Raw genomic sequence first — 24,225 nt, 5'->3', positions numbered from 1 at the left:
GTGTCGATGTCGTGCCGTCCCCGGCTGGGAACACCTCCCATGCTGCGGACGACGGAGGGCCGCGAACACGGCGTGGCAGGCCCAGCGCTGCCGGGGAACGGCGTACCCACCCGGGCGGTGTCGCCGGACGACCTCGCGGCGGATCATTGGGGCATGGCGGGACACTCAGACCTCGGCCGGTTCCTTCGTCAGTGCCGGGCCGATCTGACTCCGGAGGCGTCCGGCATCGCCGCGGAGACGCAGGGACGCCGCGTCCGCGGACTGCGCCGCGAGGAGGTGGCGATGCTCGCCGGCGTGAGCGTCGACTACTACACCCGGCTCGAACAGGGCCGGCACACCAGCCCGTCGCCCGCCGTGGTCGACGCCCTGGCGCGGGTCTTCCAGCTCGACGCCGCCGCCCGCGCCCACCTCGCCGACCTCGCGCGGCCGGCGAGGCGCAGCGACCGGCAGATGCCGGCCCAACGGGTACGCGCGGCGATGCACCAGTTGCTCGCCTCGATGACCGAGCACCCCGCGCTCATCCTCGGGCGCCGCACCGACGTGCTCGCCTCGAACGCCCTCGCCCGTGCGCTCCTCACCGACTGGACGCTCCTGCCGCCGAGGCACCGCAACTACGTACGGTGGATCTTCCTTGACCCGGACGCCCGCGACGCCTTCCTGGACTGGCCGACGGTGGCGGCCGACGTGGTCGGCACGCTGCGCCTCTACGCCGGCCGCCATCCCGACGATCCGCAGCTCAGCGAGTTGGTCGGCGAGCTGACCATCAAGAGTGCCGAGTTCCGTACCTGGTGGAACGGCCGCCACGTGCACGAGCGCACGCACGGCACCAAGCGGATGAACCACCCGGCGGTCGGGCCGATCACCCTTCGCTACGAGGCCCTCGCCCTGCCCGGCGACCCGGACCAGACGTTGTTCATCTACACCACCGATCCGGGCAGCCCGTCGCACGACAACCTGCGCCTGCTGGGTTCGCTGGCCGCCCGGACCGGGCCGGTGCCCGGCACTGCCCCGTCCACTCCGGCGCGGGCGGCCGACGCGAGCGCCGAACGCGCCGACCCGTCCTGACGCCGCCGCCCGTCGATCTCGGGCCGCGCTCAGTAGCGGTAGTGGTCGGGCTTGAACGGGCCTTCCGGGGAGACGCCCAGGTAGGAGGCCTGTTCCTTGGTCAGCGTGGTCAGCTTGGCGCCGAGGGCGTCCAGGTGCAGCCGGGCGACCTTCTCGTCCAGGTGCTTGGGCAGCACGTAGACACCGATCGGGTACTCGTCGGTCTTGGTGAACAGCTCGATCTGGGCGATCGTCTGGTTGGCGAACGAGTTCGACATCACGAAGCTCGGGTGACCGGTGGCGTTGCCCAGGTTCAGCAGACGACCCTCGGACAACACGATGATCGCGTGGCCGTCGTCGAAACGCCACACGTCGACCTGCGGCTTGATGTTCTCCCGCGTCACATCGCTGCGCTTGGCCAGACCGGCCATGTCGATCTCGTTGTCGAAGTGCCCGATGTTACCCACGATCGCCTGGTGCTTCATCCGCGCCATGTGCTCGTTGGTGATCACATCGAAGCAGCCCGTCGCGGTGATGAAGATGTCCGCCTGCTCCACCACGTCATCCAGGGTGGCGACCTGGTAGCCGTCCATCGCCGCCTGCAACGCGCAGATCGGGTCGACCTCCGTCACCACCACCCGGGCGCCCTGCCCGCGCAGCGACTCCGCGCAGCCCTTACCCACATCGCCGTAACCCATCACCACGGCCATCTTCCCGCCGATCAGCACATCGGTGGCCCGGTTGATGCCGTCGATCAGCGAGTGCCGGCAGCCGTACTTGTTGTCGAACTTGCTCTTCGTCACCGAGTCGTTGACGTTGATCGCCGGGAACAACAACGCCCCGGCGCGGTGCATCTCGTAGAGCCGGTGCACACCCGTGGTCGTCTCCTCGGTCACACCCTTGATCCCCGCGGCGATCCGGGTCCACCGCTGACCGTCCTCGGCCAACGACCGGTGCAGCAGCTCGAGGATGACCGCGTACTCCTCCGAATCAGCCGACTCCACCGGCGGCACGACACCCGCCTTCTCGAACTCGACGCCCTTATGCACCAGCAGAGTCGCGTCACCGCCGTCATCGAGGATCATGTTCGGGCCACCGCCGGCTCCGCCGGCCCCGCCAGCCGAGTCGTCGGGCCACGTCAGAGCCTTTTCGGTGCACCACCAGTACTCCGGCAGCGTCTCACCCTTCCAGGCGTACACCGGCACACCCGCCGGCGCCTCCGGGGTGCCCTCCGGGCCGACCACGATCGCCGCGGCCGCGTGGTCCTGGGTGGAGAAAATGTTGCACGACGCCCACCGGACCTGCGCGCCCAACGCGACCAGAGTCTCGATCAGAACAGCGGTCTGCACCGTCATGTGCAACGAACCAGTGATACGGGCACCGGCCAACGGCTGAACCTCGGCGAACTCACGCCGAATCGCCATCAGACCGGGCATCTCATGCTCGGCGAGCCGGATCTCCTTACGCCCGAACTCGGCAAGCGACAGATCCGCCACCTTGTAGTCGCCCTCGTTGACGCTCACACCGCCGCCTTCAGGTCGCCGGCCCGGTCGGTGCTCTCCCAGGTCAGGTCCGGCAGCTCGCGGCCGAAGTGCCCGTAGGAGGCGGTCTGCGCGTAGATCGGGCGCTTGAGGTCGAGGTCCCGGATGATCGCGGCCGGCCGCAGGTCGAACACCTCGGAAACGGCCCTCTCGATCGCCTCGACCGGCACGGTCTCGGTGCCGAACGTCTCGATGAACAGGCTCACCGGGTGCGCCTTGCCGATCGCGTACGCGACCTGCGCCTCGCACCGCTCCGCGAGCCCGGCGGCTACGACGTTCTTCGCCACCCACCGCATCGCGTACGCCGCCGACCGGTCGACCTTCGACGGGTCCTTGCCGGAGAACGCGCCGCCACCGTGCCGGGCGTACCCGCCGTAGGTGTCCACGATGATCTTCCGGCCGGTCAGACCGGCGTCACCCATCGGCCCACCGATCTCGAACCGGCCCGTCGGGTTCACCAGCAGCCGGTAGCCCTCGGTCTGAAGGCCGAGGCCCTCCAGCTCCGGCGCGATCACGTGGTCGCGGATGTCCGGGGTGAGCAGCGACTCCAGCGAGATGCCGGCCGCGTGCTGCGACGACACGACCACCGTGTTCAACCGCACCGGCCGCAGGCCCTCGTACTCGATGGTCACCTGCGTCTTGCCGTCCGGCCGCAGGTACGGAATCGTCCCGTCCTTGCGTACCCCGGACAGCCGCCGGGCCAGCCGATGGGCCAGGGCGATCGGCAGCGGCATCAGCTCCGGCGTCTCCGAGCACGCGAAACCGAACATCATGCCCTGGTCCCCCGCGCCCTGGGCGTCCAGCGCGTGCGCCGACGCGCCGGTGCGGGACTCGACGGCGTTGTCCACGCCCTGCGCGATGTCCGGGGACTGGGCGCCGATCGCGATGTTCACTCCGCAGGACGCCCCGTCGAAACCCTTCTTCGACGAGTCGTACCCGATCCCGAGGATGGTCTCCCGGACGATCGTCGGAATGTCGGCGTACGCCTTGGTGGTGACCTCGCCGGCCACGTGAACCTGACCGGTGGTGATGAGGGTTTCCACGGCGACCCGGCTGTGCGGGTCCTGGGCGAGCAGCGCGTCGAGGATGCCGTCGCTGATCTGATCGGCGATCTTGTCCGGGTGGCCCTCCGTGACCGACTCGGACGTGAACAGGCGGGAAGCCACGTGACCTCCGGTAGGGATGGGCCCGGGCCGGCACACCGACACGGACGACTCGATCGTGGGCACCGACGGTAGGAGACCGGATCAGCGTTTCGGTCGGGAACGGGTGGAGCCCGGCGCGCCACCACAGTGGACGGGTGATCGACGGTCGTTGACGTGACCCACGGGGCTCGGGATACTGCTCATCTCATGGCCGTTCCCCGCCTGCCGTGGCCGGCCCGGCCGTGGGGTTCCGCCGTGGCCGGACTGGTGGGCGAGCGCCCCGCAGCCACGAGGAGGAGGAATCCTGTTCATCACCGACGGGCCAGTCGTGGCTGATGCCGGCCTCCGGTGGTGCTGCCGCTCAGTTCGGCTCCAGTTCGTAGAAGCCCGTGCCGTTGATGAGCCGGACGCTGTTGAGGGCGGTCTGCACCACCTCTTCGCTCTCGTGGAACAGGATCACCAGCACGGGGTAGCCGAGGTCGTTCACCGTCCGGCTGATGCGCTCGCCCGGGGCGACGAGACACGTGAGGCTGTCGAAACCCTCCAACGCGCGGATCTCGTCGAGGCCACGATAGGCGCGCAGCACCCCCTCCACCGGGGAGACCATCCCGACGATCGCACAGAAGCGCGACACCTGGTACTCGGTGCCGACCTTCGCCAGGAACCTCTCCGGCTCGAGGTACGCCGAGATCGCCAGGTCCATCTGCGACTCTCCGATGGCCCGGGCCGCCTGCACGGCGATGCCGCCGCCGGGCAGACGCGCGCCGACCTCCACCAGGCAGGGGCCGGACGGGGTCAGCCGGATCTCCACGTGGGCCGCGCCGTGCCGGATGCCGACCGCGTCCAGCACGCCGAACGCATAGCGGGACAACGCCCGCACCACCTCGCTGCCCGAGTCGACCAGGCAGAGGGCATCGGCCAGGTCGATCATCCCGTTGGCCTGAACCCGCGTGGTACGCCAGACGTCCGTCACGTAGTGCCGGCCGTCGCGGCTCACCGTGTTCACCATGTACTCCGGCCCGCCCAGATACTCCTGGGCCACCACGCCGGTGTTCGTGGCGGAGAAGATGTTCCGGCTGCCGACCAGCCGCCGGAAGGCGGCCACCGACTCCTCCGGGTCGTCGCAGAAGGAGACGCCGTCACCGCCGGCGCTGCTCAACGGCTTGACCACGACCCGGCCGCCGTGCTTGGTGTGCCACTCGCGCAGCGTCTCCTCGTCGGTGGCCCGGACCTGCTCCGCGGCGCGCAACCCGGCTGCTCGGACCGTCTCCACCATCAGGTACTTGTCCCGCCGGGCGGCGCTCGTCGCGGTGCCGTTCGTGAGCAGACCGAGCGCCTCGGCCAGCTGGTCCGTGAACTCCACCCCGATCTCCCCGCCCGCCATGACCGCGACCGGGGCGTGCGCGGCGACCGCCGCCACTGTGGCGTCGAAGTCACCGGTGTGCACGATGTCGGCCACGAAGTCCTCGGCGATCGACGGCGCGTCGGCGTACACCTCCGGTACGTCGGGTGTGCTGAGCACCCGCACGCACGCGTAGCCACGATCGCGCAGCGCGGTGACCAGCGGACGGACGGGCAGGTACGCGTCCACGACGACGACGCGTTCGGCATCGCCGGTTACCGGGATATCGAGCGACATGCGGCGAGCATAGTGCCGACGCCCCGCCTCCGAGTCACAACTGTCCGTAAGGGATTCATGTGTCTGATCTCCTGAGGCATCGAGTCGGCGCGGTGGTGCCGACCCTGTTGCTCCTGAACACCGCCGGCAGCTTCTTCGTCCTCCTGCGCCTGTCGACCGAGGTCAGCGAGGTGACCGGGTCCACCCTCCTGGCCGCCCTGGTGCTCGCCGCGCCGTGGTTGCCGGCGCTGATCCTCGTCCGGCCGCTCAACCGGCTCCTCGCCGGTCGCGCGCCGGCCCGCCTGATCCTCGTCGCCGAGGTCGCCAGTCTGGTGCTGACGCTCGCCGTCGTCGCCACGCCCCTGTCCGGGAACCCGTTCTTCCTCGTGGCCGCTGTCGCACTGATGGTCCGGGGGTTCGGGGAGGCGGTGACCCGGTCCTCGGCGACGGTCCTGATCAAGCTGACCATCCCGGCCGACCGGCTCGGCCGGGTCAACACCCTGGCCGAGATCGGCAAGCTGGGCGGAACGAGTATCGGCGCTGTCCTCACCGGGCTGGCCGACCCGGCGCTGGGCGTACGGACCATCCTGGCCCTGAACGCGGCGAGCCTGCTGCTCTCGGCGGCGCTCGCCGTCACGCTCCCCGGGGCCGTGCCCGCGCCGGCGGCGGGCGGTGACGGCCCACCGCGGCTGCGCCTGGCCAACCCCCACCTGCGGCGCCTGTTCGTCCTGTTCGTCCTCGTCGCGTGCCTGCAGGGCTACCACACCATCGCGGTCAACGCCGTGCCCCGGGACGTGCTCGGAGGCGGCACGGACCTGGTGGCCGCCTTTGTCACGGTGTCCGCCTTCGCCGTCTTCGCGGGCTCGTTCGTGGCGCTTCCCGTCCAGCGTCACGCCCATCGCCTGCCGTCGTTCATCTGGACGCTGGTGCCGCTGCCCTTCCTGCTCACCGCGGTCCTCGCCGGGGCCGAGATTCCGACGTTGACCGCGTACGCGTTCTTCCTGCTGTTCTTCGAGGTGGCCTTCGTCCAGTACAACAACCTGGTCGTGGCGACCGCCACCGAGCAGGAGGTGGCGACGGTGGCCACGTTGCGGGCCACGCTGCTGCCCCTCGGGGTCGTGGTGTCGACGATGGGCATCGGACTGACCGCGGACCTGACCAGCACCGTGACCGCGACCGTACTGGTCGTCGTGCTCACCGTCGGCGTCACGCTCGGCACCCTGATGTGGAGACCGCCGGCCCAGGGATCGGGCCGCCCGGCCCCGGCGGCGGACCCGGACCAGGTCCCGCACCAGGCGCACAAAGGGAACCGAACCGCCGTCACACGGCAGGAATGAATGAACCGTTCTGCAATAGAGACGCCATTCTTGTCCCCACGGGGCGGCGCCTCGAGTCGCGCTTGAGTGATCCTCGCGGGCCCTCCATAGACTCGTCGACATCGCAGGCCCGGGTCCACCGACGGGAATAGGACCGCATTCGGTCGCATCCCCGGTGGCACATCCGCACCGTTCCCGACACCAGCAATTCGCCATCCGGGCTGATCCTCGAGTTTCGGGCCGCAACCGCGGATCCGATTTCCGGTTCTCCCCCGGGAGGAGGTGCTGACATGTCGGACGACCGTTTCATCGAGACCCGCGAGGACGAGGAGGTCACCAAGTGGTGACGTCCGTGCCCCCGCGCGATCGCTGATCGATCGCAGCCCGGCCACCTCCCCAGGGTGGCCGGGCACCCACCACGTGATCAGGAAGGGAAGGGTCCATGACCGTCACGAGTGATCCTGCCGTCTTCGACGGCACGGCAGACGATCAGTACTGGCTGGCCATCCAGCAGGTGACCGCCGACCTCGAGCGGCATGCCGACCTGGACCGTCTCTGCGAGCTCTCCGCCACCCATCCCGAGTGGCCGGTACGCGCCGCCTGCGTCCGCATCCTCGGCGCGAGCTTCGCCGATCGCGAGGCCGCCCAGCGGGCCATCGCCGCGGCCACCCACGACACTGTCGACAGCGTCGCCTTCACCGCCATCACCGTGGCCGGTGAGCACCGGATCGCGCTGGCGGCCCGCGACCTGATCGGCATCTCCGGCTGGCCGAGCAACTTCACCCGCCCCGCCTACCTGCGCAAGCCGGTCGGCTGTGGCGCGGCACTGACCAAACGGGCCCTGATCGCGATCTTCGGCAGCGAGGATCCCGATGAGCTGCGGCGGCTGGAAGACCAGCACTTCGCCGACGTCCTCAACCGGGTGGCGGCCGTCAAGAAGCGGTCCGCCCAGCTGGCGGACGCGGTGCTGGTGCCGGCCGGTCCGTTCATCGCCGGGGCGACCGGAACGGTGCCCGGGCCGTTCCAGATGAACGACCAGGACAACCCGCTGCGGGTCGTGGACCTGCCCGCCTTCTACATCGACCGGACCGCGGTGACGAACGAGCGTTACAACCGGTTCGTCGAGGAGACCGCGGGAACCACCGAGTTCGACCACCCGGACCAGCCGCCCCGGCCCGACCACGCCTCGGCGCACCGCCGGGACCCCCGCTTCAACCGGCCCGAGCACCCGGCGACCGGGATGGACTGGTACGACGCGTGGGCCTTCGCCCGCTGGGCCGGCGGACGACTGCCGAGCGAAGACGAGTGGGAGAAGGCCGCCCGGGGCGCGGACGGCCGGCGGTACCCGTGGGGCAACGACTGGGATCCGAGCCGGGCCAACTACGTCGAGCGGTCGTTCGGCACCTCGGTGCACGACCTGCGCAGTCTGGAGAGCGTGCTGGTCACTGTCGGGCCGTCGACGCCCGCGGAGCCGGTGATGCCGGCGGACAGCCTGCCCGAGGGCGCCAGCCCGTACGGGCTGCTCCACATGGCCGGGAACGTGTGGGAGATGACCCGGACGAACTTCTTCACGAAGGCCGACCTGGACCCGTTCTTCAAGGGCCGGCAGCCGGTCGAGTTCATGAATCGGCGAGACGCGTTCTACAGCTTGCGTGGTGGCACGTGGACCTCGCCGCCGGTGTGCCTCACGACCTACTACCGGGGTAAGGACCTGCTGACCGACAAGCACAACGAGATCGGTTTCCGCTGCGTCTACCCGGCGGCAGGGTGAGATGAGGCTGACGAGTTTCGGCCACGCCACCGTTCTCATCGAAACCGGCACCGAAAGAATTCTCGTCGATCCGTGGCTGACTCCTGAACTCGACCGATTCTGGGAGCATTTCCCGGCACAGCCACCGGAATTGCTGTCGATGCTCGACGAGGAAGTCGACTACATCGTCTTCAGTCACCACCACTACGACCACCACCACTTCCCCAGCCTGGTGCGGCTCGCCGAGGCGCGTGAGGTCGACTTCGACGAGGCGCCGCTGCGCGCGCCGGACACCGTCACGGTGTGGCCGCGCGGCGACGGTCTTCCGTTGCTGTCCTACTCGGGCCTCGGTCACCAGGCCATCGCCTGGACCCAGCGACGCCTCGGGTACAGCCGGAGCCATGGTGTCCGGCCGGGTGACGTCATCAACCTCGGCCGGACGCGGCTGCGAACCCTGGCCTCCCGGGTGCCGTTCCCGGAGATGAGCCTGCTGTTCGAGACGCCCGACGCCACCGTGATGATCGCCGGTGACTCGGTGCTGCATCCCGACACGGAGAGCTTCTTCGCCCGGCCCGACGCCCCGGCGGTCGACGTCGCGCTGATCCCGGCGCACAGCCTGGCTCCGCCGGGGGTGCTCACCCAGCGCCGGCAGGTCGGCGCGCCGGACGACCTCGTCGCGCGCTCCGCGGCCAACTTCGACCGCTGGACCGACGTGGTCGGCGCCGGCCTGACGATCCCGTCGTCCTTCGGCTGGCGGGTGCGCGACAGCTTCGCGTGGTGCAACACCGCCCTGTTCCCGTTCACCCCCTGGCAGGCGCTGCGGCACCTGGAGTCCGTCGGGCGTCCCGGGGCGTTGTGGGGTCCCGGTCAGATCCTCGACGTGTCGCACGACGGCAGTGTGATGTCCACCGGGGACTTCGACTTCGCCGCCGTCTCGGCCGCCGTCACCCTCGACCCGGCGGCCGGCGTGCCGGCGTTCGACCCGGAGACGGATCAGGTCGGACGCCAGCGGGAACCGACCGAGCGGCTCGTGCAGCGGTTGATGGACCACCTGGTCGGGACCGACTTCTGGTACCGGGAGATCGACGGTGGGGCCGACCAGACGATCACGGTGTACGAGGACGGCGGCAAGGCGCGTGGCTTCGTCCTCGACTTCACCGGCGAGCGGGTCCGGCCGCTGCCGAGCGAGGCGGGCGACGGGGGCGCGCACACCGCGATCGCCGGCAGCACGCTGCAGGCGCTGTTCGACGCGGACCTGCTGATGGGCAGCTCGTACGGACTCTGGACCAGTGACAACGCACTGCTCTCCGCCGTGTTCCACAACCCCGTCTGGTACGTACGGCACGTGGACCGGGCTCTGCTGGAGCAGCGCCGATGAGGTATCGGGTCGACGCCTTCACCCATGACAGCTCGGTGTTACGCGGGAATCGGCTGGGCGACCCGAGCCGGCGGGAGGTGGTCGTCCTCAGCCCGGCGGATCCACCGCGGCGGGCACTGCCCGTGGTGTACCTGCTGGCCGGCTTCGGCTCGCGCGGCCGGGACCTGCTGGGCGTTCGTCCGCTCGGTGAGAGCCTTCCCGACCGGTTGTCCCGGCTGGTGGCGCAGGGGGTGCTGCCGCCGGTGCACGTCGTGCTTCCCGACTGTGCCACCCGCTACGGCGGATCGCAGTACCTCGACTCCGCCATGTGCGGTCCGTACCAGCGATACCTCGTCGACGAGGTGGTCGCCCTGGTCGACGAGCGGCTGCCCACCGTCGCCGAGGCAGGCGGCCGGGCGGTGGTCGGCAAGTCCAGCGGCGGATACGGCGCCCTCATGGCCGCTATCCAGCGCCCCGGCGTCTTCGGCCACGTCGCCGCGCACACGCCGGACTGCGGGTTCGAGCACACGTACCTGTCGCTGCTGGTCCGCGCCCTGAACACACTGCGGGCCCGCGGCGGCATCGCCGCGCTCAGCCGAGCCGGGTACGCCGGCACCGTCGACGGTGCGTTCATGGAGGCGATGAGCATCGTCGCGATGGGCGTCTGCTACGCGCCGGAGGTCCTGCCGGACATCGCCGACGGGTTCCCCTGCGACCCCCGCACCGGACGGTTCCGGGACGCCGTGTGGCAGACCTGGCTCGACCGGGACCCGGTCCGGCTGGTCGCGGGCGCCGCCCCCGCGCTCGCCACGCTGGAGACGCTCTACCTGGACGTCGGCGAGCAGGACGAGTACGGCATGCAGTGGGGCGCCCGGGCGCTGCACGCCGAGCTGACGGCCGCCTCGGTGCCGCACGAGTACGACGAGCACCCGTACGGGCATCAGGGCATCGACCACCGCCTGGAGCGGTCGCTGGCCGCCTGCGGCGCGAAGTGGAGCGCGTGATGTGCGGCATCGCCGGCTTCGTCAGCCTGGACGGCCCACGGCCGGCATGGTGGCTCGACCGGCTGGGACGCCGCCTCGTCGGGGCCATGCACCACCGCGGGCCGGACGACAGCGGGCTGCACCTCTCCGACGACGGCCGGGTCCTGCTCGCGGCCACCCGGCTGGCCGTGCGGGACCGCAGCCCGTCGGGGCATCAGCCGATGGTCAGCCCCGACGGCGAGGTGGCGCTGGCCTACAACGGCGAGTTGTACGCCAGCCGGACCCGGATCAGCGGCTGGCCGGCGCGCAGCCGGTGCGACACCGAGCAGTTCCTGCAGGCCGTCCACGCCGGCCCGCCGACCGTGGTCGGCGAGCTGGACGGCATGTTCGCGGCGGCCTGGTACGACCGGCGGACCGGCCGGACGGTCCTCGCCCGGGACCACTTCGGCGTCAAGCCGCTGGTCTGGTGCCGGGTCGCCGGGGGGATCCTGTTCGCCTCGGAGGTGGCCACGCTGCTCGCCGGCGGCCTGGTGGAACCCCGGGTGGACTGGACGGCGTTCCTCCACCGGGCGTACGTCCGGATGGACGCGATCGACGACGGCACCTGGCTCGCCGGGATCCACTCCGTCGAGCCGGGCCACCTGATGGTCATCGACGGCGACCGGGTCAGCCACCGGCGCTACTGGATGCCGGCGCCGGCGGAACGGGAGGTGACCGTCGACGAGGTCGCCGAGGCGTTCCGGCGCGCGGTGGACATCCGGCGCCCCGCCGACGTGCCGATGGCGGCGGTGGTCAGCGGCGGCGTCGACTCCTCCGCCGCCTTCGGCGCGCTGCGGGCCCTGCACAGCGACGTCACCCCCTACGTGGTGCGCTACGAGGGAACCGAGGCGGGCCAGAACGAGGACCTGCCGTACGCTCTGGAGGTCGCCCGGGCGGCCGGCGTGGAGCCGGTCCACTGCGATGTCGCCGTCGCCGACGTCGAGGGCCTGACCGCGGTCGCCGTCCGGCACCTGCAACGGCCGTTCCTGCACGGCGCCGAGCTGGCGTTGCTCCGGACCTACCAGCGAATCGCCGCCGACGGCCGGGTGGTGGTGTTCTCCGGGCACGGCTCCGACGAGTTGTGGGGCTACCAGGAGGGCACCTACTTCCCGATCGTCGACCCGACGCGCCCTCCCGACACCCACGGTGAGCACTACCTGCGCACCCGGCTCTACCGCGACGAGCGACCGCTGTGGCACCGGATGGTCGACGAGCTGTGCCGGCACGTCGGTGTGTCCGAGGAGGACATCACCGACCGGGTCTGGAGTCGTACCCTGCGGCCGTATCGCGAGCTGGCCACCCTCGATCCGCACAAGCGCGGCCGGTACCACCTGATGCGGCGGTTCCTGGTGTACGTCAACGAGATGGTCGACGCCTGCTCGTCGGCGTACTCGCTGGAGGACCGGCCGGTCTTCCAGGACGTGACGCTGGCCGGTCTGGCGTTCTCGATGCCGGAGTGGCGGAAGAACCGGGGCGGGCTCGGCGGTTCCAAGCCGTTCCTCAAACAGGCGCTGGCGCCGTACCTTCCGCCGAGTGTCCTGCACCGGCCCAAGAAGGGCTTCCCGGCGCCGCGTGACACCGCCTTCCTGGCCCGGCTGCGTGGCCTCGTCGAATCGGTGGGCCTGCCGGCCGACGCCCCGCTGAGCGGTGAGTTGCTCGCCGCCGCCGGAACCGGTGAACTGCTGTTCCTGTATTCCAGCCAGATGTGGCTGCGCCAACTCCCCCGCGCGGACGGGGGACCGACCCACGGGAGTGGAGACCATGACGTGGCGACACCGGACGTTGGCCTCGGCGGAGGATCTGGACCAGTGGCCACCGTCGCTGGATCCTGACGCCGCCCAGCCGTGGTGCAACTTCATCCTCTGGTGGCCGGACGAGCCGGTGCCCGGCCTGCGCAGCACGCCGGGCACGCTGCGCAAGGAGGCCCCGCCCGGCGTACCGTCCCGCCCGACCGCCGGGCGCACCCCGTGGTCGGCGAACAACCCGGCGGCCCACCGCTTCGAGCTCACCGACGGCACCCGCCGGCTGCGGGTCAAGCAGTTCCTGTACGACTGGGCGTTCCCCGCCCTCGACCACCCCTGTCTGTGGCAGAGCGAGACCCGTGCGGTGCCTCTCGACGACGAGCACGTCCTGTGGCTGGGGGTGGACTACATCGGCAACGCGGCGGCGTCGGCAAGGCTGGGCCGCACCACTGTGGAGCTGTCCGTTCTCGACGGGCAGTTCGAGGACGCCGAGATCGCCGCCGTCTACCGGTCCCTCGCTCCGGTGGACGACGACGCGGCGCGGCAGATCGCCGCGACGCCACTGGCCGAACTGAGCTACTGGGCACGCCAGCCGGAGGCGAGCGCGGTACGGGTGCCGGTCGGACTGTGGGCCTTCCACCGGCCCAGTGACCATCGCCGTGCTTGGCGGCCGGACGTCGCCGCGCCGCTCGGTCTGCCGGACACCCTGGCCGGGCTCCCCGTCGACAGCGTCGGCACCTTCACCCGCCCGGACGGGCGGGAGGAGACCGAGGTCGTCTACTCCGGCGGCCGCCTGCGCGGCCGCGAGATCCGGGTCATCGCCCAGCGTCCGCAGCAGGGCGGCATATCGGTGCCGGCGAAGCCGGACAAGCACCCGGGGACCTTCGACCAGGTCGACGTGGACGGCGTACCGGTGCAACTGGCCTGGATCGACGCCCGCCACGGCCCTTTCCACGCCGTCCTCGCCACCGGCGCGCTGGAGCTGATGGTCCTCGCCGGCACCTCCGTGCACCTCGACCGGGACGCGTTCCTCGGCGCGATCCGGGAGCTGACGCGATGACTGCCCTGCCCGCACCGCTGCGGGAGCGACTCGGCGGGGTCGCGGTCGGCGGCGACCTGACGCCCGGACGCGGATCCGCGCGGACGCTCGTGGACCCCGCCGACGGTACGACGCTGGCCGAGTTGACCGACGCCTCCCCCGACGACGTCGACCTCGCTGTCGCCCACGCGGCCAAGGCGTTCGGGCACTGGTCTCAGACCCACCCGCGGGAGCGGCAGGACGCCCTGCTCGCCCTGGCGGACGCCGTCGAGCGCAACGCCGCGGAGCTGGCGACCCTGGAGACGCTCAACGGAGGCAAGCCACCGGGCCGGTCCCAGGGCGAGGTCGGGTTCGCCGTGCGTACCCTGCGGTACTTCGCCGGGCTGGCGATGCAGCCCTCGGGCGAGGTGAATCCGGTCGGCGCGGGCACCCTGTCGATCACCGACCGGGTTCCGCTCGGCGTCTGCGCGGCGATCGCACCGTCGAACTACCCGTTGCTGCTCGCGGTCTGGAAGGTCGCCGCGGCGCTCGCACACGGCAACACCGTCGTGGTCAAGCCGGCCGACGACACCCCGCTGTCCCTGCTGCGGCTGGCCGAGATCGCCGCGGGCGCGGGCCTTCCCGCCGGTGCGCTCGGTGTGGTCACGGGCGGGGCGGCCGTCGGCCGTCACCTCTGCGCCCACCCCGACGTGGCGCTGGTGTCGTTCACCGGATCGACGGCGACCGGTGCCCTCATCCGCGCGGAGTGCGGGATCAAGCCGATCCTGCTGGAGCTCGGCGGAAAGAGCCCGTTCGTGGTGTTCGCCGACGCGGACCTCGACGCGGCGGCCCGCGCCCTGGTCGACGGGTACACCGGCAACACCGGGCAGATGTGCGTCGCCGCGAGCCGGTTGATCGTCGACCACCGGGTCCGGGAACGGTTCGTGGCCGCGGTGACCGAACTCAGTCGGCTGCGGGTCGGTCCCCCGCTCGCCCCCGGCACCCAGCTCGGCCCGCTGGTGAACGCCGCCGGCCGCGACCGCGTCCGGCGGCTCGTCGGCGAGGCGGTCGCCGCCGGCGCGCGGGCGACGGTGACGGCCGACATTCCCGCCGGCTCGGCGGGCTTCTACGTCGCGCCGGTGATCCTGGAGTCGGTGCCGGCCGGAGCGGCCGCCGCCCGGAAGGAGGTGTTCGGTCCGGTTCTCACGGTGACCGGCTTCGACACCGAGGCCGAGGCGCTGGCACTGGCGAACGACACCGGGTACGGGCTGGCCGCTTCCGTCTGGACCCGCGACCTCGGCCGGGCACACCGGTCCGCCCGGCGGCTGCGGGCGGGAATGGTCTGGGTGAACACCTACGGCGACACCGAGGAGCACGTCAGCGTCGGCGGACTCGCGATGTCCGGGTACGGCCGGGAACTCGGAGTCCATTCCCGCGACGGCTACACGGCGACCCGCGCGATGTTCGTGAGACACGAATGACGCCCGTCGACCTGCGCAGCGACACCCGGACCGTGCCGGACGACGCGATGCGCAAGGCGATGAGCGTCGCCGCGGTCGGCGACGACAGCTACGGTGACGATCCCACGGTGGCCGAGCTGGAGGAGACCGCCGCCGGGCTTCTGGGCACCGACGCCGCCGTCTTCACACCGAGCACGACCATGAGCAACCTGCTCGCCGTCCTGCTGTGGCTGGGCACCGACGGGGGCGTGCTGGTCGTCGGGCGCCGGGCCCACGTGGTCACGCTGGAGAACGACGGCGCACGCCGCCTCGCCCGGGCCCGCCTGGTCACCCTGGCCGACCCGGCGGGGCACCTCAGCCCCGCGGACGTCACGGCGGCACTGCCCGGGCCGGCCGGCCGTACGCTGCTCTGGCTGGAGAACACCGCCAACCTCGCCGGCGGGCACGCACAGACCCCGGCCGAGCTGGCCACGTCGGCCCGGGCCGGCCGCGCCGGTGGTGCGCGGGTGCACCTCGACGGCGCCCGGCTGACGAACGCCGCCGTCGCCACCGGGTCGTCGCTGGCCGATCTCGCCGCGCCGGCCGACACCGTGGCCCTGTCATTGAGCAAAGGCCTGGGCGCCCCGGCCGGTGCCCTGCTCGCGGGCCCGGCGAGCGCGATCGCGGAAGCCCGCGAGCTGCGGCAGATGCTCGGCGGGACGATGCACCAGGCGGGGGTGCTGGCCGCGGCCGGGCTGGTCGCCCTCGGCCGGCGGCACGAGCTGGCCCGCGACCACGAGCGGGCCGACCGGCTGCGCAAAGGACTGGGCGGGATCGACGGCGTCGACGTGGTGGAGGTCGACCGGCCCACGAACATGGTGTTCCTCCGGCGCGTGGGGACCCCGGCCGAGGTGACCGCGACCCGGCTCGCCGAGAACGGGGTGCTCGTGCTGCCGGTCGGGGACGACACGGTGCGGCTCGTGGTGCACCGGCAGCACACCGACGACGACATCGAGGCGGTCACCGTACGTGCCGCGCTCGCACTCCGACCGAACGGAAGGGGCCCAGCGTGAGAGACGACCTGCGGATCAACGGGTACGCCGTTGTCGACGGCATCGTCGACGAGACAGACCTGGACGTCATGCGCGCCTGCGTGGCCCGCCTGGAGGACATGGCCGGCCGCCGCCGGTCGAGCGGAGACGGCTTCGTTCTCGAGGCGCCGGACGTCGGCGGCTGGGTGGCCTGGCAGCAGGGCCTGCCCCCGGCATCCGGCGTCCTGCGCTCGGTGGACGGCGCCCACCGGCACTGCCCCGAGCTGACGGGGATCGCCGAAACCGTGGCGAAGACCCACATCGTGCCGGCGACCGGCACCGACGTGGACGTGGTGAACACCTTCCTCTGGGCGAAACCGGCGAAGGTCGGCTCGGAGAAGCCGTGGCACCAGGACATGGCGTTCGCGCCGGACGGCTTCCACGACCGGTACGCCAACGTCGTCACGGCCTGGATCGCCGTCGACCCCGCCACCACCGAGAACGGCTGCCTGCAGTTCGTGCCGGGATCGCACCGGCTCGGCGTGCTCCCGCACGTCGGCGACCCGGAGCGCGCCGACGGGGATCCGCCGCGCGAGCGCGCGGTGGAACCGCACGTCGAGCCGGCCACTGTGGCGACGCTCGGCACGCCCGTGCACGCCCCACTCGATCCCGGCGCCGGTGCGGTCTTCGACGGGCTGATGGTGCACCGCTCGGCACCGAACACCTCGGCCGCGCCACGCCGCGCCCTCAGCTTCGTCTTCGCGCTGCACCGCCGCTGACGGACCGGAGCGCCGTCCTGCTCGACGACGGCGCGGCCGGTGGCTCCGACAACCAGCGCAGCCCGAGCACGCGCCGAGCGTCCCTTGCTTGCATGGGGCCGGCCGCTCGGGCCACGACCGCCGGCGGGCCGGACCGGCGGGATCAGTCGGTCAGCGGGCCACACGCCCGACGGCACAGGGAGCAGACATGGACAGACGACACCTCATCCGTCTCGCGGGCCTGGCCGCGGGAGGGACTCTCCTCTCGGCCTGCAACGAGAGCAGCGCCGCGATCCATGCCGGACACGGCCCGCACCCGGGCGGCGGCACCGGCGACCCCAGCACCCCGCCCGTCCCCTTCACCGTCCCGCTTCCGGTTCCTCCGGTACTGCGCCCGAGCGCGGTGGTGGGCGGCACCGACGTCTACGACCTGTCGGTCCGGTCCACCACGACGGAGATCCTGCCCGGGGTGAGGACACCGGTGCTCGGCTACAACGGCCGGTTCGTCGGCCCGACCATCCGCGCCCGGCGCGGCCGGCCGGCGATCGTCCGGCTGAACAACGGCCTGCACCACCCGACGAACGTGCACCTGCACGGCGCATCGGTCGCCGCGGCCAGTGACGGGCACCCGATGGACGTGGTCGAGCCGGGGCGCCTGCGCACCTACCACTATCCGAACCGGCAGCAGGGCGCGACGCTGTGGTACCACGACCACAGCCACCACATGGAAGCCGAGCACGTCTACCGCGGCCTGCACGGGTTCTACCTGATCGACGACGACGCCGAGCGGCGATTCGGGTTGCCGACGGGCCGGTACGACATCCCGATCATGTTGCGGGACGCCCGGATCGCGGCCGACGGCACACTGGCGTTCGACCCGGCGGATCCCTTCGTCCAGCAGACCACCCTGGCGAACGGCAAACCACAGCCGGTCCTGCGGGTGGCCGCCCGCCGATACCGCCTGCGGCTGCTCAACGGCGCCATCCAGCGGAACTTCCAGCTGAGCCTGACCGGCGCCGACATGATCCAGGTCGCCACCGACGGCGGCCTGCTTCCCGCGCCGGTGCCCCGTACCGAACTGGCCCTGTCGCCGGGCGAGCGCGCCGAGATCGTCGTGGACTTCCGCCGGTCACCGGTCGGCAGCCGCCTGGTCCTGGCGGACACCACCGGTCCGGTGCTCGCGTTCGACGTGGTCGGCGCGGCCGCCGACAACAGCCGGCTCCCGGCGAAGCTCCGGCCGCTGCCGCCGCTGCCCCGGGCCACCACGGTCCGCGACGTGACGCTGAGCCGCCGGCCCGGCCAGGCGACGTTCACCATCAACGGCGAGGTCTTCGACGCCGCCCGCGTCGACGCCCGCATCCCGATCGGCACGACCGAGATCTGGCGGGTCACCAACGTGGACGTGGACTTCCCGATCGACCACAGCCTGCATCTGCACCTCGTACAGTTCCGGGTGCTGGACCGCGACGGCGTCCCGCCGGCGCCGGGCGAGGCGGGCCTGAAGGACACCGTCGCGGTGCCGCCCGGTTCCACCGTGCGCATCCAGGCCACGTTCACCGGGTTCAAGGGGCGCTACGTCTACCACTGCCACTACCTGCGGCACTCGCAGCTCGGCCAGATGGCGCAGTTCGAGGTGGTGTGACGGCGTCACCCGCCGGACGGCCCGGCCGGATCGCACCGGCCGGGCCGTCCGGCACTCCCGTCAGCGGGCTCCCGCCGCCACGTTCATGACGTACCTGCCGTACTCGGTGTGGGCCAGCTGGGCGCCGAGGCTGAGGCAGGCGTCGGCGTCGATGAAGCCCATCCGCAGGGCGACCTCCTCCAGGCAGGCGATGTGGATCCCCTGCCGCTGCTCCAGGGTCTGCAGGTAGTGCCCGGCCTGCAGCAGTGAGTCGTAGGTGCCGGCGTCCAACCAGGCCAGGCCCCGCCCGAGGTCGACCAGCCGGGCCTTGCCGCGCTCCAGGTAGACCTGGTTGACCCTGGTGATCTCGATTTCGCCGCGCGCGGACGGGCGGACGTTCTTGGCGATGTCCACCACGTCGTTGTCGTAGAAGTACAACCCGGTGATGGCGCGGTTGGACCGCGGCTTCTCCGGCTTCTCCTCGATGGAGATGAGCCGGCCCGTCGCGTCGGTCTCGCCCACGCCGTACCGCTCGGGGTCGGTCACCGGATAGCCGAAGAGGACGCAGCCGTCGATGTCGCGGCTCTCCGCCTGCAGCACCTCGGAGAAGCCGTAGCCGTGGAAGATGTTGTCGCCGAGGATCAGGGCGACCGGATCGTCGCCGACGTGCTCCGCGCCGATGATGAAGGCGTCGGCCAGACCCCGGGGAGCCGGCTGGGGAGCGTAGGTCAACGACAGCCCGAACTGCGACCCGTCGCCGAGGAGCCGTTCGAAGAGCGGCAGGTCACGCGGGGTGGAGATGATCAGGATGTCCCGGATGTCGGCGAGCATGAGCACCGAGAGCGGGTAGTAGATCATCGGCTTGTTGTAGACGGGTAGGAGCTGCTTCGACATCGCCAGCGTCACCGGGTGCAGGCGCGTTCCCGAACCGCCGGCCAGGATGATGCCCTTCACTCGAGTCCTCCTCGCAAGCTGTGGCTGTGGGTCGGTCCGTACGTGGGCGTCACGGTCCGCGCGGTCACAGCGGGATGTTCTTGTGCGCTCCCCGGCGGGCCGGTGCCGCGATCAGCGCCGTCACCACCTTCGACCGGGTGAGCGAGGGATCGATGACCTCGTCGACGACACCGATGGACAGGGCGCGTCGCACCCCGCCCGAGTCCTGCTCGTACTCCTTGATCAGCTGCGTCCGCAGGGCCTCGCGCTCGTCGTCGGGTGCGGCGGCCAGGGTGCGGCGGTGCAGGACGGCCACCGCGGCCTCCGCGCCCATCACCGCCAGTTCCGCCTGCGGCCAGGCCAGGACCGCGCTCGCACCCAGCGCGCGGGAGTTCATCGCGATGTACGCGCCGCCGTAGGACTTCCGGGTCACGAGGGTGACCCGGGGCACCACCGCCTCGGCGAACGCGTGCAACAGCTTCGCGCCACGGCGCACCACACCGGTCCACTCCTGGTCGAGGCCGGGCAGGTAACCGGGCACGTCGACGAGCACGAGAAGGGGCACGCCGAAGGAGTCGCACCGCCGGACGAACATGGCCGCCTTCTCCGCGCCGAGCGCATCCAGGCATCCGCCCTTGCGCAGCGGGTTGTTGGCCACGACCCCGATCGTGCGACCGGCCAGGCGTCCCAGCCCGACCACGACGTTCGGCGCCCAGCGGGGCTGCAACTCCAGGAAACCGTGCTCCTCCGCCGGATCGAGGATCGCCCGGACCAGGGGACGCACGTCGTAGGCGCGATTGGGGTTCTCCGGCAGCAGCGCCGACAGGTTCGACGGCGTCCGCACGGCAGCCACGTCGTACGTCCCCTGCTGCCCGAGCAGCGTCGTCAGGGCACGCGCCCGCGCGAACGCGTCGCTCTCGGTGGGGACGACCACATGGGCGACGCCGGAGCGGCGGCCGTGGGTGTCCGGACCGCCGAGGCTCTCCATGTCGACCTGCTCCCCGGTGACGCGGCGGACCACCTCGGGACCGGTGACGAACACCCGCGCCTCGGACGACATCACCACCACGTCGGTCAGCGCCGGGCCGTAGGCCGCACCACCGGCGGCGGGGCCGAGCACGACGGAGATCTGCGGAACGCGGCCGGACGCGTGCACCATCGCGGCGAACATCCGGCCGACGCCGTCGAGTGCCGCCACGCCCTCGGACAGACGGGCACCGCCGGAGTGCCAGACCCCGACGACCGGACAGTGCTCGACCACCGCCGCCTGGATGGCGGCCACGACGCGGCGGCAGCCGTCCGCGCCCAGGGCGCCGCCCATGATCCGGGCGTCGGTGCAGTACGCGATCACCGGTCCGCCGGCCACGCGGCCGCGGACGACCGCGACGCCGGTGTCGTCGTCCCCGTGGACGAGCCGGAGGGTGCCCGGGTCGAACAGCTGGCGGAGACGGACCACCGGATCCCGGCGGTCACTGTCCTGGATCCGGGTCGGACCGGCGGCGAGAACCACGATGAGGCTCCTCTGTTGGCGATGCGGCAGAAGTTTCGTCCGCAACGCTCACGCAGCGCTCAAGGCAAGCTCGCGTCGTCAGGCCGGTTGCCGCTCCTCCCGGGTCCGGATCGGCCGGGTGACCTGCTTCGACACGCACGACGGCATCCCGGCCGTCGCCTGCGACGCCGCACGCCGGTACGCACTGGGCGGCACCCCGACCAGCTCGGTGAACCGGCTGCTGAACGTGCCCAGAGAAGCACACCCGACCGCGAAGCAGACCTCCGTGACGGTCATGTCACCGCGGCGCAGCAGGGTCATCGCGCGTTCCACCCGCCGGGTCAGCAGGTACGCGTACGGCGACTCCCCGTACGCCAGCCGGAACTCGCGGCTGAGATAACCGGCCGACATGGCCACCCCGCGCGCCAGCGCCTGCACGTCCAGGGGCTGCGCGTACTCCCGGTCGATCCGGTCACGCACCCGGCGCAGCCGCGCGAGACGGCGCAGGCGCGCCGTGGCGGCGGCCTCCTCGGGCGTCTGCTGCTGCGGGAGCACGCGGTTATCGTGCCGAAACTCGATCGGCCCGTCCAGCCGACGCTCTCGCGATTCCCCCTTTCGTGTTCCATTCACATTTGAGCGGCCCTCCGGGGGACGGCGGCACACTCGACCAGACGTCCGGCGGTGCGACGCCGCGCCGAGCGCGTGTGGCGGGGCCGCGCGGCGGACGGCGCCCCGATCTGCGAGGACAAGGAGCCAGTCGTGCAGCCGATCACGTTGCGGGAGCTCGAGAACCTCATGCGCCAGTACGTCTGGGACGGAGACTGGCGGTCCTTCGAGCACGCCCCGGACCAACCCTTCGACGAGCTGGGGTACGACTCGCTCGCCCTGCTCGAGACGCACAGCCGCATCAAGCGTGACTACGGTGTGCCGATCTCCGAGGACGACCTGGGCCTCGTCCGGACCCCCCGGGAACTCGTCGAGTTCATCAACAGCCGCCTGGAGCCGGCGTGACGCCCCGCCCGGTGGCGGGGCGCCGTGCTCATCCCGCCCGGTTCTGGGTGATGCGCTGACGCGCCACGGCGAGCAGGCTGCCGTCCTGCCGGCGCACCGTCACGTCGACCACGTCCTCACCCCCGGCGTCGGGGAATGTCGTGACCGCGACGTCGAGGACGTCGTCGGCGTTCGCGTTGGCGAACAGGCAGACCTGCCGGTCCGGCACCCGCCGGCGCAGGAAGCTGTCGGACGACCGGCCGAGACTGCGCCACAACGTCAGGACCGCCCAGTCGACGATCGAGAAGTACGACGCGAAGTACAGCAGACCGACGCCGTTGAGGTCGCGACTGGCGCTCACCTGGTAGGTCAGCGTGAGCCCGGCCTCCGGCGGCGGCTCCCCCTCGCTCCGGAAGCCGGCTGCCCGGCGCGCCATCGACACGACGCGACGGGGGGTGTGCTCGTCGGCGATCGGGTCCAGGTGGTGCGACTGGAAGCCGATGGGCGTCGCCCGCCGCAATCCGTGGTTCGTGCCGTCGCCGGAACGCTGGATCCAGCGGTTGAACGTCTCGACGTGCACACATCCGGGCGAGTCGTAGCGGAAGAAGTCATCCATGGCGAGGCCGTCGCCGTACGCGGCCTCCGTACCGGCGTCCCCGTGATAGCGGCTGACCTGGTGCACGGTGAGCAACGAGTCACCGCCGCAGGACAGCACCTTCGACCGTACGCGGAGCCGGTCGCCGAAGGTCAGTTGCTCGACGGACAGATCGCTGCAGGCCTTGACCCGGAAGTAGGCGAAGGACAGGTAGACGGGGTTGCCCTCGGGATCCACCGCGGAGTACGGATCGATGTGGCAGGCGGCGCCGACCGCGTCCCAGGTCCAGTCGCCGAGCTGGCCGATGAACAGCGAGTTGGGGCCGCACATCGCGGGGGTGATCAGCTCGACGCGTTCGAGCCAGTCACCCGGGCGTCGAACCAGCGCCGGACGACCGACCTGGGGAAACAGGGCGTGCTGGTTGGTCTCCATGTCATCTCCGCGGTCCTAGGGGACGGCCACCGCCTGGGTGGATCGTGCTTGCGCAGCCTGGCACCGGCCTCACCAGGTCCGGTCGAGCAGCGGTTGACCCGGGGGCGGCACCGCGGATCAGGGCAGCGAGACTCCCAGCCGGGCCGCCGCGGCGGCGAGGTGCTCGGCCTCCCGGGCCGGGCCCGACGCCGCCGGCCCGATCAGCGACAGCACCTCGCACCGCCCGGAACGGACGTCCGGGTGCCGGCGGGCGAAGGTGGTCAGGCTGGTGCCGGGGCCGCACTCGACCAGCAGGTGGGGCCCGGCCTCCGCCAGTCTCGCCAGGGCGGGCCAGAACAGCACCGGGTTCACCGGGTGCTCGGCCCAGTACCGTGGATCCTTCACCTCGGCCTCGGTCAGGTAGCCGGCGGTGTACCCGGACACCACGGGGATCCGGGGCGGGTTCGCCGGCAGGCTCGCCAGCAGGGAGCAGGCCGGGTCGACCGCCGGCCGCAGCCACTCGCTGTGGAAGGGAACCGTCGACGGCACCGCAGCACAGGTGTAGCCGGCCTGGCGCAGGGCGTCCACTATGGTCCGCAGCGGCTCGTCCGCACCGGCGATCACCGTCTGCCGGGGCGTGTTGACCGCCCCGACGTCGACACCCGGCCGCAGGTACGGCTCGACCTCGGCCCGGGACGCCGCCACGGCGGCCATTCCGCCCGGCGGCACCAGGGTGAACTGGCCGACCCGCTGCCCGACGATGCGGGTCGCGCCGGGCAGGTCGAAGATGCCGGCGAGGGTGGCGGCGGCCATCTCGCCGACACTGTGTCCCAGCAGGACCGCCGGCCGCAGCCCGCGGTCCAGCAGCAGCCTGCCGAGCGCGTAGTCGATGGCGAACAGCAGCGGCTGCGAACGGCTGGCATGGTCGACCGGAAGCTCCGGGGAGGCGGCGAGCCAGTCGGAACGTAGCTGCTCCCCGGCCCTCCCCATGAGCTCGAACACCTCGTCGATGATCGCCGCGAAGGCGGAGACATCCCGGTACAGCCCCGTGCCCATGCCCTGGTACTGGGAACCCTGACCCGGCATCAGCAGGGCAGGTGGCGGTTGCGGCGGGCCCTCGGCCGGCGTGTCCCGGCCGGCCGGCGCCCCGGCGCCGGTCAGGCCGCGGTCAGCCATCGGTTCACGAGGTCCACCAGCTGCCGCGGCGTGGTGGCCTCGCTCAGGGCCTGCTCGGAGATCTCGACGCCGTAGTCCCGCTTGATGACACTCTGCGTCTCGAGCAACGCGAGCGAGTCGTATCCGAGGTCGGTGAACGCCTGGTCCGGAGCCTGCTGGAACGAGGACGTCGACTCGTCGTCCCCGGCGCACCTGCGCATGATCTCCTCAAGGTCCGGCAGAGTTATCC

At 71.7% G+C, this 24,225-nt stretch carries 21 protein-coding genes; 12 read left to right on the top strand and 9 right to left on the bottom strand.

Annotation, left to right across the window (positions count from 1 at the left end; all coding sequences use genetic code 11):
• Positions 1 to 153: 153 nt before the first annotated feature.
• Positions 154 to 1,065 (top strand): helix-turn-helix transcriptional regulator, encoded by a 912-nt coding sequence (locus O7607_RS23695; RefSeq protein ID WP_269705390.1) that lies wholly within the window; start codon positions 154 to 156, stop codon positions 1,063 to 1,065.
• A 29-nt stretch (positions 1,066 to 1,094) separates the two neighbouring features.
• Here the strand turns inward: O7607_RS23695 and ahcY are convergent, their stop codons facing one another.
• From ahcY to O7607_RS23680, 3 genes are all read right to left on the bottom strand, one after another.
• The gene (gene ahcY / locus O7607_RS23690) at positions 1,095 to 2,567 is read right to left on the bottom strand and encodes an adenosylhomocysteinase (RefSeq protein ID WP_442929501.1); all 1,473 of its coding nucleotides are present in this window, start codon (positions 2,565 to 2,567) and stop codon (positions 1,095 to 1,097) included.
• On the bottom strand, positions 2,564 to 3,751 hold the full coding sequence (metK, locus tag O7607_RS23685; RefSeq protein ID WP_269705389.1) for a methionine adenosyltransferase: 1,188 nt from the start codon (positions 3,749 to 3,751) through the stop codon (positions 2,564 to 2,566). The genes ahcY and metK overlap by 4 nt, the downstream gene beginning before the upstream one ends.
• 340 nt (positions 3,752 to 4,091) lie before the next feature.
• Entirely contained in the window at positions 4,092 to 5,369 is a 1,278-nt protein-coding gene (locus O7607_RS23680) for an ATP-grasp domain-containing protein (protein ID WP_269705388.1), read from the bottom strand.
• 59 nt (positions 5,370 to 5,428) lie between these two features.
• Between O7607_RS23680 and O7607_RS23675 the strand changes: the two genes are divergently transcribed.
• The 10 genes from O7607_RS23675 to O7607_RS23630 all read left to right on the top strand — a co-directional run bounded on the left by O7607_RS23675 (position 5,429) and on the right by O7607_RS23630 (position 18,423).
• On the top strand, positions 5,429 to 6,685 hold the full coding sequence (locus tag O7607_RS23675) for an MFS transporter (protein WP_269705387.1): 1,257 nt from the start codon (positions 5,429 to 5,431) through the stop codon (positions 6,683 to 6,685).
• A 421-nt stretch (positions 6,686 to 7,106) separates the two neighbouring features.
• Positions 7,107 to 8,435 (top strand): formylglycine-generating enzyme family protein, encoded by a 1,329-nt coding sequence (locus O7607_RS23670; RefSeq protein WP_269705386.1) that lies wholly within the window; start codon positions 7,107 to 7,109, stop codon positions 8,433 to 8,435.
• Position 8,436: 1 nt separating this feature from the next.
• Entirely contained in the window at positions 8,437 to 9,792 is a 1,356-nt protein-coding gene (locus O7607_RS23665) for an MBL fold metallo-hydrolase (protein ID WP_269705385.1), read from the top strand.
• Positions 9,789 to 10,775 (top strand): alpha/beta hydrolase, encoded by a 987-nt coding sequence (locus O7607_RS23660; RefSeq protein ID WP_269705384.1) that lies wholly within the window; start codon positions 9,789 to 9,791, stop codon positions 10,773 to 10,775. Before O7607_RS23665 ends, O7607_RS23660 begins: the two co-directional genes overlap by 4 nt.
• Positions 10,775 to 12,625: an asparagine synthetase B family protein gene (locus O7607_RS23655; protein WP_269705382.1), complete on the top strand. Its 1,851-nt coding sequence runs from the start codon at positions 10,775 to 10,777 to the stop codon at positions 12,623 to 12,625. The genes O7607_RS23660 and O7607_RS23655 overlap by 1 nt, the downstream gene beginning before the upstream one ends.
• Entirely contained in the window at positions 12,555 to 13,595 is a 1,041-nt protein-coding gene (locus O7607_RS23650) for a hypothetical protein (protein WP_269705381.1), read from the top strand. Before O7607_RS23655 ends, O7607_RS23650 begins: the two co-directional genes overlap by 71 nt.
• Positions 13,592 to 15,034 carry an aldehyde dehydrogenase family protein gene (locus O7607_RS23645; protein ID WP_269705380.1) on the top strand — a complete coding sequence of 481 codons (1,443 nt, stop codon included), beginning with the start codon at positions 13,592 to 13,594 and terminating at the stop codon, positions 15,032 to 15,034. The genes O7607_RS23650 and O7607_RS23645 overlap by 4 nt, the downstream gene beginning before the upstream one ends.
• Positions 15,031 to 16,065 (top strand): threonine aldolase family protein, encoded by a 1,035-nt coding sequence (locus O7607_RS23640; RefSeq protein WP_269705379.1) that lies wholly within the window; start codon positions 15,031 to 15,033, stop codon positions 16,063 to 16,065. The genes O7607_RS23645 and O7607_RS23640 overlap by 4 nt, the downstream gene beginning before the upstream one ends.
• Positions 16,062 to 16,802, top strand: a complete 741-nt coding sequence (locus tag O7607_RS23635) for a phytanoyl-CoA dioxygenase family protein (protein ID WP_269705378.1) — start codon at positions 16,062 to 16,064, stop codon at positions 16,800 to 16,802. Before O7607_RS23640 ends, O7607_RS23635 begins: the two co-directional genes overlap by 4 nt.
• A 187-nt stretch (positions 16,803 to 16,989) precedes the next feature.
• The gene (locus O7607_RS23630) at positions 16,990 to 18,423 is read left to right on the top strand and encodes a multicopper oxidase family protein (RefSeq protein ID WP_269705377.1); all 1,434 of its coding nucleotides are present in this window, start codon (positions 16,990 to 16,992) and stop codon (positions 18,421 to 18,423) included.
• A gap of 60 nt (positions 18,424 to 18,483) precedes the next feature.
• Here O7607_RS23630 and rfbA read toward each other — a convergent pair whose 3' ends face one another.
• The 3 genes from rfbA to O7607_RS23615 all read right to left on the bottom strand — a co-directional run bounded on the left by rfbA (position 18,484) and on the right by O7607_RS23615 (position 21,379).
• Positions 18,484 to 19,356: a glucose-1-phosphate thymidylyltransferase RfbA gene (rfbA, locus tag O7607_RS23625; RefSeq protein ID WP_269705376.1), complete on the bottom strand. Its 873-nt coding sequence runs from the start codon at positions 19,354 to 19,356 to the stop codon at positions 18,484 to 18,486.
• A gap of 64 nt (positions 19,357 to 19,420) precedes the next feature.
• A complete protein-coding gene (locus tag O7607_RS23620) occupies positions 19,421 to 20,845 on the bottom strand; it encodes an acyl-CoA carboxylase subunit beta (RefSeq protein ID WP_269705375.1) in 1,425 nt (474 codons plus the stop codon).
• Between the two features lie 78 nt (positions 20,846 to 20,923).
• Positions 20,924 to 21,379 (bottom strand): helix-turn-helix transcriptional regulator, encoded by a 456-nt coding sequence (locus O7607_RS23615; protein WP_269705374.1) that lies wholly within the window; start codon positions 21,377 to 21,379, stop codon positions 20,924 to 20,926.
• Positions 21,380 to 21,583: 204 nt separating this feature from the next.
• Between O7607_RS23615 and O7607_RS23610 the strand changes: the two genes are divergently transcribed.
• Positions 21,584 to 21,835 carry an acyl carrier protein gene (locus O7607_RS23610; RefSeq protein ID WP_269705373.1) on the top strand — a complete coding sequence of 84 codons (252 nt, stop codon included), beginning with the start codon at positions 21,584 to 21,586 and terminating at the stop codon, positions 21,833 to 21,835.
• Between the two features lie 28 nt (positions 21,836 to 21,863).
• On the opposite strand, the gene O7607_RS23605 is transcribed toward O7607_RS23610, so the two are convergent.
• The 3 genes from O7607_RS23605 to O7607_RS23595 form a co-directional block, all read right to left on the bottom strand.
• Positions 21,864 to 22,841: an LnmK family bifunctional acyltransferase/decarboxylase gene (locus O7607_RS23605; protein WP_269705372.1), complete on the bottom strand. Its 978-nt coding sequence runs from the start codon at positions 22,839 to 22,841 to the stop codon at positions 21,864 to 21,866.
• A gap of 117 nt (positions 22,842 to 22,958) precedes the next feature.
• On the bottom strand, positions 22,959 to 23,906 hold the full coding sequence (locus tag O7607_RS23600) for an acyltransferase domain-containing protein (protein ID WP_332367334.1): 948 nt from the start codon (positions 23,904 to 23,906) through the stop codon (positions 22,959 to 22,961).
• A 71-nt stretch (positions 23,907 to 23,977) separates the two neighbouring features.
• A complete protein-coding gene (locus O7607_RS23595) occupies positions 23,978 to 24,223 on the bottom strand; it encodes an acyl carrier protein (RefSeq protein WP_269707073.1) in 246 nt (81 codons plus the stop codon).
• Between the last annotated feature and the right edge of the window lie 2 nt (positions 24,224 to 24,225).

The sequence above is a fragment of the Micromonospora sp. WMMA1949 genome, from assembly GCF_027460145.1.
Classification (GTDB): Bacteria; Actinomycetota; Actinomycetes; order Mycobacteriales; family Micromonosporaceae; genus Micromonospora.
Note: the sequence above shows the minus strand (reverse complement) of the source record. Positions and strands in the feature narration are given on the sequence as shown.